Genomic DNA, 13,082 nt, shown 5'->3' on the forward strand with positions numbered 1-13,082 from the left:
TTTCCCGACTCCCGTCGGGCTCGCAGGCCCCCTCACGTCTGCAGACCCCTAAAATTAGGGACGCCCGTCGAGTCACCCGGTCGACGTGCGCCTGCTCACTTGTACGACACGCATCGATGGCACCGGGAGGCGACATGGCACGGCGCTTACCCTCCACGCCGCCGAACCTGCCGGGATTCTCCTACCTTCGGCTGCTCGGATCCGGTGGTTTCGCCGACGTGTTCCTCTACGAGCAGAACATGCCGAGGCGTCAGGTCGCGGTCAAGGTCCTGCTGTCCGAGATCGTCAACGATCACGTTCGTCAGTTGTTCCAGGCTGAGGCGAACCTGATGGCACAGCTGAGCTCGCACCCGTCGATACTGACGGTCTTCCAAGCGAGCGTCTCCGCCGACGGGCGTCCCTACCTCGTGATGGAGTACTGCTCCTCGACCCTGAGCCAGCGTTACCGCGTGGCACCGCTCTCGGTGCCGGAGACCCTGCGGATCGGAGTGAAGATCGCCAGTGCCGTCGAGACCGCCCATCAGACCGGCGTTCTGCACCGGGACTTGAAGCCGGCCAACATCCTGGTGACCGCGTACGGGCATCCGGTCCTCTCGGACTTCGGGATCGCCGCCACGCTGGGCGAGGCCGAACGATCCGACGCCGTGGGTCTCTCGATTCCCTGGTCTGCGCCTGAGGTGCTCCTGGCCGAAGTCTCGGGATCGGTCGCCGCCGAGGTGTGGTCGCTCGGCGCAACGCTCTACTCGCTCCTGGCCGGGCACTCGCCGTTCGAACTGCCCGGAACCGAGAACGGTTCCGCCTCAATGATGGCCCGCATCAACAAGGCCCGCATCCCGCCGCTGGACCGCGCCGACGTGCCAGCTCGGCTGGAGGGAATCTTGACCAGGGCCATGTCCCGCCGGCCGGAACTGCGTCACCGCAACGTGCTGGAACTGATCCGCGAACTGCAGTCGGTCGAGGCCGAACTCGGGCTCGCCCAGACGCCGCTCGAGGTGGCACGGGACGACTGGGCGAGAGAGTCAATCGAGGACGAGGACGACCGCACTCGCATCACGGGCGTCAACTCCGTCGACGCGTACGGCGGCCCGCGTCGCCGGCGGAAAGCGCCGGCCACCAGCCGCGGCACCCGGTCGGCGACGTCGGGGCCGCTGGTCACCGGCACGCCGGGGGACACCATGACGACCAGGCCGAGGTCCCCGCGGCGCCTGCTCACAATCTGGGCTCTGGTGGCCGGCGCGGCCGTCATCCTGGGGCTGGCAGGCGCTGCGGCGACCGTTCTGGTGCGCCAGACCGGCACCGAGATTCCCGGGGTCAGCGATCTGGACGGCGAGCTCCGCTCCGGCACGGTCAGGTTCAGCTGGTCCGACCCCGGCGTGCGCGACGGCGACAACTACGTGGTGACCCTGCGCACCGGGGCGAGCAGCATCCAGCGCGGTACAGAATTCACGGTCGACCCGCAGGGAGAGACGCGGGTCTGCGCGACCGTCGCCGTGAACCGGGACGGCAGGATCGGGGAGCCCAGCGGCGAGAAATGCGTAGACAGCGCGCTGGTCGGCATCGAAACCGAGACCGGCGCCGATCGATGATCCGTCGCTGGCTCGCCACCCACCGGTCGCTGTTCGCCACCACTCTCAGCGGAACCCTGGTGGTGGCCGTTGTGGGCACCCTGGCCGTGGTCTCGGGTGGCTACACCGCGCAGCGCCTCGACCTCGGCGACGCGGCAGTGTGGGTGACGAACGAGGCCCGGCAGGTGGTCGGCCGGGCGAACACGGCCGTGTTCGAACTCAACACGGTCGTCACCGCCGGCAGCGCCAGCCTCGACGTGGTGCAGCAGGGTGCCACCGTGCTGGTGCTGGACCGCGGCAACAGTGCCCTCGACATCATCGACCCCGCAACTGCGGAGGTGGCCCACAGTGTGGCGCTGCCGCCGGAGTCCGCATCGGTCATCCTGGCGGGCGACCGTGCCGTGATCACCGCGGACGGCGATATCTGGAATGTGGCCGCGAGCCAGCTGTCCGGCTTCGACAGCACCGCCGAGCCGACGTTGGCCTTCGGCGCTGGCTCCGTGGTCAGCATGGATGAGGCCGGGGTGCTCTTCGCCTTCACGCCCACCACCGGTGAGCTCGCCCGGGTTGATCTCCTCACCGCCGACAGCATCACCAGCACGGTCGTGGTGCCGGCGGGCGAACCGGACGACCGCTATCAGCTGACCAGCGTCGACGGCCGTTGGGCGCTGCTCAACGCTTCGACCCGGCGGCTGTTCCAGGCCGAGGGACAGGACGACTTGTCCGGGAGCATCCGGGTCGCCGACGAGCCGATCCTGGCCGAGCCGAGCCTGTCCGGCGACCGCATCCTCGTCGCCCACCGGGAGGGACTCGTCTCGGTGTCCGCCGCGGGCGGCAAGCTGCGCACGCTCGTGACCGGCCGGAACGGCGACGCCGCCGCCCCGGCGCTCGACGAATCCTGCGCGTACGCGGCCTGGTCGGACGGCACCGTGTGGCGTGACTGCGGAACGGATACCGGCACCGCGAGCGGCGGCGCAGCATCCGTCGACGCAGACACGGAAACGCTGACCGGGGTGGTGGGTGATGCCCGGCTCGCCTTCCGGCACAACGGCTCCGGAGTGGTGCTGAACGACGCCCGCAACGGTGCCTCCTGGGCGGTGCAGCAGGACAACGAACTCATCGACAACTGGTCCGATCTGATCGACACGGAGGAAGACCAGCAGCAGGTCGAGCAGACCACGGACGACAGCACGCCCGAGTACGAGAAGGCGCAGGTGCCTCCGGTCGCCGTCGACGACGACTTCGGCGGCAGACCGGGGCGCACGGTCACGCTGCCCGTTCTGCTCAACGATTTCGACCCCAACGGCGACGTGTTGGTGATCGAATCGGTCACCGACGTGCCGGCCGCGGCCGGCCGGCTTGAGCTCGTGGCGGACACCCAACAGGTGCAGCTGACCCTCACGCCGGAGGCATCCGGCAGTCTGGCCTTCGACTACACCATCAACGACGGGCGCGGCGGCAGCGCCTCGGCAACCGTCACCGTCACGGTGCGCGGCCCGGAAGAGAACTCCGCACCCGTGCAGGCCCGTACGACGAACACCACCGTGTACGCCGGCGGGCGGGTCACCACCGCAGTGCTCGGCGACTGGGTCGACCCGGACGGCGACCCGTTCTACCTGGCTGCCGCGGCCACGCCGGCACCAGACCGGGTCAGCTTCACCCCGGCCGGGTCCGTCGTTTACACAAACGGTGATTCCGGTGGGGGTGCCAAAACCATCGGCCTGACCGTCTCCGACGGCAGGTTGACCGGCTCGGGTGCGCTCGAGGTGACGGTGCGTTCACGCGGGTCGGTGCCCATCGTCGCCGAGGCCTTCGTCGTGCTGGCGACCGCGGGCAGCGAAGTGACCGTGTCGCCGCTCGAGCATGTGCGCGGCGGGTCGGCGCCGCTGCGCCTGAGCAGCGTTCCGGCCAAACCCGAGGTGAGCATCGTCGCCGACTTCGACGCCGGCACCTTCCGGCTGCAGAGCGACGTGGTGGGCGTGCACGAGATCGAGTACGCGGTGACGGATGGCGAACTCACCGCCACGGGTCGCATCCGGGTCAATGTGAGTGCAGCGCCCGACGCGAACACCCCGCCGATCACGGTGCCGCACACCGCGTTCATCCGGGGCCAGCAGGCCACCCTGGTGGACGTGCTGGCCACGGACTCCGACCCGGCCGGCGGAGTGCTGCTGGTGACCGGCACGACGGATGTCCCCGCCGACAGCGGGATGCGGATCGAGATCCTCGACCAGCGCATCCTGCGGGTGACCCTGACCAAACCGCTCGAGGGCGGCACGGCCGTCTTCGGCTACCAGGTCAGCAACGGCCTGGCCGAGGCCGCGGGCACTGTGACCGTGATCGAGATCCCGCCGCCCGCGCAGAAGCAGGCTCCCATCGCCGTGCCGGACTCCATTTCCGTGCGGGTGGGCGACGCCATCGACATTCCCGTGCTCGCGAACGACGAGCACCCCGACGGTGACCCCCTCACCCTCGCCCCGGCGCTCGCGACCGAGCTGCCATCCGGCGGCGGCCTGCTCTTCGTCTCAGGCAGCGTGCTGCGGTTCCTGGCGCCGGACACGGCCGGAAACGTCACCGCCGTCTACCGGGTGAACGCCCCGGACGGCCAGTTCGCCAACGCCGAGGTCAGCATCTCGGTGCGCGAGGCCGACCCGACCTCCAACACCGCCCCCGCGCCGAAGACCCTGACGGCGCGCGTGCTCGCCGGCGACACGGTGAGCATCCCGATTCCGCTGTCCGGCATCGACCCCGACGGCGACTCCGTGCAATTGGTGGGCCAGGAGTCCAGCCCCGAGAAAGGCACGGTCTCGGTCACGGGCGCCGACTCACTCGCCTACACGGCCGGGGAATACTCGGCCGGAACGGACACGTTCACCTATTCCGTGGTCGACGCGCTCGGCGCCAGGGCCGTCGGCACGGTGCGGGTCGGCATCAGCCCGCCCCTCGACGGTGCCCGCAACCCGATCGCCGCGCCGGACGAGGTCGTGGTTCGACCAGGCAGCACGGTGGCCGTGCGCGTGCTCGGCAACGACTCCGACCCCGACGGCGGAACCCTGACGATCACGGGCGTCGAGGGCAGCGGCGGTGCCGACGCGGCCGGAGCCGTGGTCGAGGGGGACTCCATCGCGGTGACCGCGCCACCGACGGAAGGTCGCTTCGGCTTCATCTACGCGATCCAGAACGAGCGCGGCGGCACGAGCTCCACCTTCCTCACGGTCGTTGTGCGCGAGGATGCGCCGCGCTCGCGGCCGGATGCACGTGACACCCACGTTGCCCTCTCCGACGTGCTCGAGGCGCGAACGGTGGACGTGGACGTGCTGGCCAACGTCTTCTTCGCCGAAGGCCCGGTCAGCGAGCTGGCACTGACGGTGCCCGAACGTTTCACGGAAGTCGCCGAGGTCACGCCGGCCCGGCGCATCCGCGTCACGGTGGGGGCGGCCAGCCAGATCATCCCGTTCGCCGTCGCCCACCCGGAGGACGCGAGCATCGTGTCCTACGCGTTCATCTGGGTCCCCGGTTCGGATGACGCCCTGCCCCAGGTGCGCCGGGGGGTGCCAGCGCTTACCGTGCGCAGCGAGTCGCTGCTCACCATCGACATCAACGACTACGTCGTGGCGGTCGGCGGCAAGAAGGTGCGCCTCACCGACCGCAGTCTTGTGCAGGCGACCCATTCCGACGGCGCCGATCTGGTCGGCAGCGACACCAGCCTCGCGTTCACGAGCGCCGACAAGTACTTCGGTCCCGCCTCCATCTCCTTCGAGGTGACCGACGGGTCTACGGCGTCGGATCCATCCGGTCGCACGGCGACGATCGTACTGCCCATCCTCGTCACACCGCGCGAGAACCAGCCGCCGGCCTTCGGCGGCGCCGTGCTCGACTTCGAGCCCGGCCAGGAGAAGGTCATCGACCTGACCAAGCTCACCAGCTACCCGTATCCGAAGGACCAGGCTGAGCTGACGTACACCGTGCTCGACCCGAAGCCTGTCGGGTTCAGCCACACGCTGGACGGCCAGACGCTCACACTGCGCGCTGCGGAATCCACACCGAAGGGGGTGCGGAGCACCATCACCATCGGTGTTCGGGACGGCCTCAACGATGGTCGGGCCGGCCGGATCGACCTGGGCGTGGTCGCATCCACTCGCCCCGTCGCCATCCCGCAGGCGGATGCCGCCATCGCCCCGCGCGGGCAAACGACCGTCGTCGAGGTGCTCGCCAACGACGGCGCCACCAATCCCTTCCCGACGGTGCCGCTGCGCGTACTTGCGGTGCGGGGACTCGAGGGTGGCAGCGTTCCGGCCGGGGTGAGCGTCACGCCCAGCGGCGACAACAGCAAGTTGACGGTCAGGGTGGCGGCGGATGCCGCTCCGACCGACCTGAACCTGCAATACCAGGTGGCCGATGCGACCAACGACCCGAGCCGCTACGCCTGGGGCACGGTGCGTGTGTCGGTGCAGGACAAACCGGACCCGGTGTCCAACCTGCGCATCACAGGATTTGCGGACCGCAGCCTCTCGGTCTCGTTCAACGCGGGTGCCTTCAACAACTCGGCCATCGCCGGCTATGAGATCACCCTGCAGGATGCCGCGTCGGGCGCCGTGCTCGGCACCTCGCTCTGCCAGGCCACAGCCTGCGAGGTGGCGACACCCGGCAACGGCCAGGACAACGCGCTGCGGGTGTCTGTCGCGGCCCGGAACGGACTCGGCCTCTCCACGGAGACCGTGCTCGGCGATCGGGTCTGGTCCGACTCGGTTCCTTCCGCACCCACGGGCCTGGTCGCCGAGCCGCTCGACGGCGGGCTGCGACTGCGCTGGAACACCGTCGCACCGGCCGGCGGCGGAACCTCGATGCGCGGTTATGTGGTGACCGCCAACGGTGTCGCGGTGCCAGAGGTCAGCGCGAACGGACCGGAGTGCGGCGCGGCATCCTGCACCCTCGAGGTGATGGGCCTCGCCAACGGCGTGAACACCCCCATAACGGTCAGCGCCCGCAACGACGCCTACCCCGCGCTGGCCGGATGGAAGAGCGCGTCCGGCAATGGCACCCCCTACGGCCCGGCACGCGCCGGCGGGATCACGGCCACCGCGGCGAACACCGCCGGCGCCGTGACCGTGTCCTGGGACCCGTTCGACGGCCGGGGTGCCCTGATCGGCGGCTATGTCGTTCAGCAGCTCAGTGCCGACCGGGTTCCGACGGGAGCGCAGGCGTGTACCGTGACCGCGTCGGGGGAGGTGCAGGCGCCGAGCGAGGGCGGCATCGTCGCCAAGCAGAAGACTCTCGGCGGCGATGCCGCCAGCGTCGTGTTCGACAACCTGCTCACCGACAATGGCCGGTACTACTTCGTCGTTTGGGGGTACAACGCGGCGGGCTGCGCGCCGACAACCGTGGCGAGCGTGCTCGTGCGTCCGGCCCCGGGGCCCGTCACCGACGTGCAGAGTACGATGGCGGCGCGGGCAGACGCCTGGGATCTGCGTATCGACGGGATCAGCCCGTCCACGGGCATCCGTGACTACCGGATGCGGGCGGTCAACTCCGCCGGCAACCCCGTCCCTGCTTCTGACCGAACCTTCGGTGGGACCGGTTGGCCGCGCGAACTGCTCGGCCTCCCGTTCGGCGACGTCGTGCGCTACCAAGTCTCTGCCTGCACCGACTGGGGCTCCTGTGGGCCGTGGTCCGGGACGTTCACGGCGCCGGAGGCATCCGTCAGCTTCACCGTGACCGGGCTCGGCTACAACGCGGCGACCGGAGTGATCAGCTGGACCAACGGGCCGAACAACAACGGCCTCCCCGCCGATTACCGCTGCTCGGTGCCCGGTGACGCGTCGGTGCCCCCCCGCGCCGCCGACTCCCCGAACACCTGCAGTTTCGGCACGGACGGCGCGCCACCGCCCGCCGGATCGGTGAGACTCACGGTGACCGTGAATAATCAGAGCTATACCTACGCACCATGAAACCCCCGAAAGTGATCACCCCATGACGATGACCGCGGAGCAGGCGGCCCAGTTCGCCGACGTTTTCGACCGACTGGTGACCGGGGTCGAGCAGGTTCTGCTCGGCAAGCACCACGTCATCCGAATGTCATTCACCGCGCTTCTCAGCGGCGGGCACCTGCTGCTCGAAGACGTGCCAGGCACCGGCAAGACGTCCCTCGCCCGCGCCATCGCGCAGAGCGTGCGGGGAACCAGCAACCGGGTGCAGTTCACCCCCGACCTGCTGCCAGGGGACATCACCGGGGTGAGCATCTACGACCAGCGCAGCGGGGCCTTCGAGTTCCATCGCGGGCCGATCTTCGCGAACATCGTGCTGGCCGACGAGATCAACCGGGCCAGTCCGAAGACCCAGGCCGCGCTGCTCGAGGTCATGGAGGAAGGCCAGATCACCGCCGACGGCGTCACTCACCCTGTTGCGGCGCCGTTCATGGTGATCGCCACCCAGAACCCGATCGAACAGGCGGGAACCTACCGGCTGCCCGAGGCCCAGCTCGACCGGTTCATCATGAAGGCCTCGATCGGCTACCCGGACCATGCCTCCACGATCAGGATTCTCGAGGGTGCCGGACACCGCGCACACGAGATCACCCTGCCGCCGGTGGTCTCCGCCCAGACAGTCGTCGAACTCGCCGCCCTCGCCCGCACGGTGTTCGTAGACGCCACCATCAACGACTACGTTGCGCGCCTGATCGACGGCACCCGCAGGAGCTCCGAGGTGCGCCTGGGCGTGAGCGTGCGCGGGGCGCTGGCCCTGATCCGAACCGCGAAGACCCTTGCCGCGGCGAACGGGCGCCACTACGTCGTGCCCGACGACATCAAGGAACTCGCCGACGCGGTGCTGGCACACCGGCTCGTGCTCGACCCTGAGGCCGAGTTCGACGGAGTCACGGCATCCAGTGTGATCGCGCGGGTACTGATCGAGACGCCGCCGCCCAGCGACAGGCAGGCTGCGTGACCCAGCGCACGCTGGGGACGGCGGGTGCCGCGCCCGCGCCGCCGGGCGCGGCACCCGTGCTGCCGGCCACTGCGGCGCCGAGCCTCGCCGAGCACCCCGGTGACGGTCGGCTGGCCGAATTCGTCGCCCGGGGAGTGCGGGTCGGCCGGACGTCCGCCGCGCTCCTCGCCCGGCTGCTGGGGACACTCGCATCCGTGGTCACCCCGCTCGGCTGGGCCATCCTGTCGGTCGTGTGCGCCTCCTTCCTCTTCGGGTACGCGCTCGGCTGGACCGAGCTCGTCGTGATCGGCTGGGCCGGTCTCGTGCTGATCGTGGCGGCATCCACTTTTCTGATCGGACGGAATGCGTTCGACATCCACCTGCTCCTGCCCGTGGACCGGGTCGTGGTGGGGGAACGGGTTCCCGGCCAGGTGAGCGTGCGGAACCCGACCCGGCGTCGGCTGCCGGGCGTGGCCGTCGAGGTGCCGGTCGGGTCCGGTCTGGCTGAGTTCTCGATGCCGAGCCTGGCGCGCGGGGACAGCTTCGAGGACGTCTTCATCGTGCCCACGCGCAAACGCGGAGTGATCCCGATCGGTCCGGTGCAGACGGCGCGCGCCGACCCCATCGGGCTGCTGCGCCGGGAAGTCGTGTGGGCCGAACGGGTGGAGCTGTTCGTGCACCCGCGAACGGTCTCGATTCCGAGCATGAGCACCGGCTTCATCCGCGACCTCGAGGGCAACCCCACGCGCGACCTGACCAACAGTGACGTCTCCTTTCACGCCCTTCGCGAGTACGTCCCCGGTGACGAACGGCGCACCATCCACTGGAAGAGCACGGCGAAGACCGGCCGGTACATGGTGCGGCAGTTCGAGGAATCGCGGCGCAGCCATCTCATGGTCGCGCTCAGCCTGGCCGAGTCCGACTATGCCGGCGAGGACGAGTTCGAGATGGCCGTCAGCGTCGCCGGGAGCCTGGGCGTCCGGGCCATCCGTGATGCCCGAACGGTCTCCGTGGTCGCCAGTGCGGCTCCGCCGGAATCTGCGCGCCGACGGATGCCGGCACTCCGCCCGCTGAGTACCCTCACCCGCACCCGGCTGCTCGACGACCTCAGCGGCGTTGATCGCTCCGGTGCCGCCCTGCCGGTCAGTGAGCTGGCTAAGGCCGCCGCGGACACGGTGGCCGGCATTTCGGTCGCATTCCTCGTCTGCGGGTCGACCACCACCCTGACCCAGCTGCGCACGGCCGCAGGTCGCTTTCCGATCGGAGTCGACGTTGTCGCCGTTGTCTGCGATCCGGAGACCGTGCCCAGCTTCCGCAGGGTGGCCGAGCTGAGCGTGCTCACGATCGGCTACCTCGACGACCTGAAGCAGAGCCTCGCCCGAACGAAGGCGGCATGAGCGGGCGGGGTCGGCGCGGGAGCGGGGTGCGCCGCAACGGGATGACGGGCCGCGGCATCCGTCTGGAATGGCGTTTCATCGTCGGGAACACGATCGGGTTGCTCCTGGCGACCCTCACGGCCAGCGCGTCGCTCTGGCCGGTGTACCAGAGCCGTGAGTTCGTAGTCCTCGTCGGCGTGACGTTCGGGATGGGCGCGATCATCGCCATTCTGGGTGCGCTCTTCCACTGGGCTGCGTGGCTGGTGGGGCTCGCGACCGTGGGCGTCTACCTGATCGCCGGTGTGCCGCTGGCGGTGCCCGGGCAGGCGGTGCGCGGCGTGCTGCCGTCCCTGAGCGGCTTCCTCGACCTGATCGCCGCGACGGCGTTGAGCTGGAAGCAGCTCGTGACCATCGTGCTGCCCGTCGGTTCCTATCAGGCGCTGCTCGTGCCGGCCTTCATCCTCGTGCTGCTCAGCACCGTGATCGGGCTCTCGGTGGCCCTCCGTGCCCGCGTCGGCGAATTCGGAACCCTGGCCCCGGCGGCCCTGTTCGTGGCAGGGATCATCCTGGGGCCGACGGTCGCGGGCACCCCGATCGGAACCGGCCTCGGTCTTTTCGTCGTGCTTCTGTTCTGGCTGCTCTGGTTTCGCTGGATGCGCCGACGGTCGGTGGTGCGACTCTCTCTGCAACAATCGCGCCGCACCACGACTTCGTCCTCCGACCGGCACATCGCCGCCGCCCGCGGGCTGGTCAGCGCCGCCGTGATCGGGGCCATCGCCATCGCCGCCGGCACCGGTGCGGCGCTCCTGCTGCCGGTAGACGTGCCACGGGATGTGCTGCGCGCTCGGGTGCAGCAACCCTTCGACCCCAGGGACTACCCGAGCCCACTGAGCGAATTCCGCGGGTATTTGCAGGCCGGGCAGTCGGATGCCGTTCTGCTCGAGGTGGCCGGGTTGCCGAGTGGCGGCCGCCTGCGCCTGGCTACCCTGGACAGTTACGACGGGATCGTCTACTCGGTCGGCAGCGACCGGGTGAGCAGCGCGTCCGGCTCGTTCACCCGGCTGCCGGACCGACTGGACCAATCCGCCGTCGACGGCGACAGGACCAGCCTGACGGTGACGGTTGCGGGCTACACGGGAGTCTGGGTGCCCGGTACGGGCCAACTCGAGCGGATCATATTCACCGGACCTACCCGGAGTGCGCGGTCCGATTCCTTCTATTACAACGACAACAGTGGAACGGCAGCGGTGCTCACCGGTCTAGCCAGGGGCGACAGCTACCAAACCTCGGCCGTCGTCCCGAGGGCCCCCGACGGTTTGGCAGCCCTGCGGCCCGGCACCGCCGTGCTGCCCGAGCCGGCAGTGCTGCCCGAGGAACTCGAACAGGCACTCGCCCGCTACGTGCGAGCCGGCGACACACCCGGCGTGCAACTGCAGGCCATGCTCGACGGGCTGGCCACGGATGGCTACATCAGCCACGGTATCCTCCCGGATGAACCCGTGAGCAGGTCGGGGCACGGCGCCGACCGGATCAGCGAACTGTTCACCGACCAGCCCATGCTCGGCGACGCCGAACAATACGCCGTGGCTGCGGCCCTGATGGCACACCGGCTCGGCTTTCCGGCGCGGGTCGTTGTCGGGTTCGTCCCGCAGCCATCGCAGGCATCGGCGTCATCGGAGACGGCTCCCGGCGCCGGCAGCGTCTTGGTCGTCGGGTCCGACGTGTCGGCCTGGGTTGAGGTGCAGTCCACAGACGGCTGGGTCACGATCGATCCGAATCCGCCCGTGCGAGAGATCCCGGCCCAGGCGCCCGACGATCCGACCGTCGTCTCCCGGCCGCAAACGGTCGTGCCGCCGACCCTTCCGGACCCGCCGGAACTGCGCGACCTCGCGCCGCCTGAAAGCACCAGCGAAGACCCGCCGGCCCCGCCGAACCCGCTGCTGGCCTTCCTGTTCGCCGCCGCGGCAGTGGCCGGGTGGACTCTCCTCGGCCTCGGCATCGTCCTCTCACCCTTCCTGCTCATCATTGCGGCCAAGGCGCGACGGCGCCGGCTGCGTCGCAATCGGGCCGCGCCGCTCGACCGGATTCGGGGTGGCTGGCGCGAATTCTCGGATGCTGCCGTCGACTATGGCATCGACGTCCCGGTGGGAGCCACCCGCACCGAACTTGCCGCGATGGTGCCCGGAGCGGCGCCCCGCATAGTCGCGACGGCCGTGGACCGGGCCGTGTTCTCGCCGGAACGGCCGGGCAACGCGCACGCAGACGAGCTGTGGAACGCCCTCACCGAGCTGCGCCGCTCGCTGGGCGCAGGGAAGCAGCGTTCGGTGCGGTTGCGGGCGCTCGTGTCGCTTCGCTCGCTGGGTCGGTACGCTGGGAGGGCATCCGTTCGACGGACGCTGCAACCGGGGAGCGGCCCGGGCCAGAGAGGAGTGCGCACGTGAATTGCCTGATCTGCGGGGCGCAGCTTCCCGCCGGCGCCATGTTCTGCGGCGAATGCGGCAGCTCGAGCACGGCAACGCCACAAACCAGAAAACGTCCGGATCCTCGGCCCAATGACACCACGGCAATCCAGCCTCTGCCACGCCAGCGAACCGTGATCTCGGTTCCGATCTGGGAGGACTGGCAGACCGAGATCGCACCGGTCGCGGCGCCTGCCCCCGTGCCGGTTGCCGTGCCTGCTGCTGTGCCGGTTGCCGCGCCTGCCGCCGTGCCGGTTGCCGTGCCTGACGCGGCGCCTGCCCCCGCACCGGTCGCGGCGCCTGCCCCCGTGCCTGCCGCGGCGCCTGATCGGCCTCCCGTTGTGCCTCCCGCATCCGTGCCCGTCGTTTCGGCGCCGGCGACCGCCTCACTCTTCGTGCTCCAGTTCAGCACGGGGGAGACGGTGTCCGCGTACGGCACCGGCCTGATCGGCCGTCGGCCGCTGCCCCAACCGGCCGAACACGTCGACATCCTGGTGCAGATCAACGACCTCGGCCGGTCCGTGTCGAAGAGTCACCTCGAATTCGGCCAACACGATGGCGAGTTCTGGGTCAGTGATCGATTCTCGGGCAACGGCACCATCATCCGTCGCCTGAATGCCGCTTCCGTGCGCTGCGAACCGGGTCGACGCTACCTGGTGCCGCGCGGTTCCCGCGTCGAGATCGCGGACCAGTTCTTCATCCTCAATTAAGGCGCCTCTCCCGGAGGCGTTCCGGCTCTGAGGTCCCGCAGGGGTGCCTCC

General features: G+C 69.8%; 6 protein-coding genes. All 6 read left to right on the forward strand.

Going from position 1 to position 13,082, the window contains the following annotated elements; translation table 11 throughout:
• Nucleotides 1-134 precede the first annotated feature (134 nt).
• Entirely contained in the window at nt 135-1,586 is a 1,452-nt protein-coding gene (locus tag E3O65_RS15335) for a serine/threonine-protein kinase (RefSeq protein WP_134364586.1), read from the forward strand.
• On the forward strand, nt 1,583-7,513 hold the full coding sequence (locus E3O65_RS15340; RefSeq protein WP_166785785.1) for a fibronectin type III domain-containing protein: 5,931 nt from the start codon (nt 1,583-1,585) through the stop codon (nt 7,511-7,513). Before E3O65_RS15335 ends, E3O65_RS15340 begins: the two co-directional genes overlap by 4 nt.
• 22 nt (nt 7,514-7,535) lie before the next feature.
• Nucleotides 7,536-8,507 (forward strand): AAA family ATPase, encoded by a 972-nt coding sequence (locus tag E3O65_RS15345; RefSeq protein WP_134364588.1) that lies wholly within the window; start codon nt 7,536-7,538, stop codon nt 8,505-8,507.
• Nucleotides 8,504-9,883 (forward strand): DUF58 domain-containing protein, encoded by a 1,380-nt coding sequence (locus E3O65_RS15350; RefSeq protein ID WP_241985701.1) that lies wholly within the window; start codon nt 8,504-8,506, stop codon nt 9,881-9,883. The genes E3O65_RS15345 and E3O65_RS15350 overlap by 4 nt, the downstream gene beginning before the upstream one ends.
• A complete protein-coding gene (locus E3O65_RS15355) occupies nt 9,880-12,303 on the forward strand; it encodes a transglutaminase-like domain-containing protein (protein ID WP_241985700.1) in 2,424 nt (807 codons plus the stop codon). The genes E3O65_RS15350 and E3O65_RS15355 overlap by 4 nt, the downstream gene beginning before the upstream one ends.
• Before the next feature lie 152 nt (nt 12,304-12,455).
• A complete protein-coding gene (locus E3O65_RS16810; RefSeq protein ID WP_134426005.1) occupies nt 12,456-13,031 on the forward strand; it encodes an FHA domain-containing protein in 576 nt (191 codons plus the stop codon).
• Nucleotides 13,032-13,082 lie beyond the last annotated feature (51 nt).

The organism is Cryobacterium breve (assembly GCF_004402375.1).
Lineage (GTDB): Bacteria > Actinomycetota > Actinomycetes > Actinomycetales > Microbacteriaceae > Cryobacterium > Cryobacterium breve.

What these genes read in the sequence shown, in the direction of transcription:
- E3O65_RS15335 (WP_134364586.1), top strand. Translation starts at nt 135, where the DNA reads ATGGCACGGCGCTTACCCTCCACGCCGCCGAACCTGCCGGGATTCTCC.
- E3O65_RS15340 (WP_166785785.1), top strand. Translation starts at nt 1,583, where the DNA reads ATGATCCGTCGCTGGCTCGCCACCCACCGGTCGCTGTTCGCCACCACT.
- E3O65_RS15345 (WP_134364588.1), top strand. Translation starts at nt 7,536, where the DNA reads ATGACGATGACCGCGGAGCAGGCGGCCCAGTTCGCCGACGTTTTCGAC.
- E3O65_RS15355 (WP_241985700.1), top strand. Translation starts at nt 9,880, where the DNA reads ATGAGCGGGCGGGGTCGGCGCGGGAGCGGGGTGCGCCGCAACGGGATG.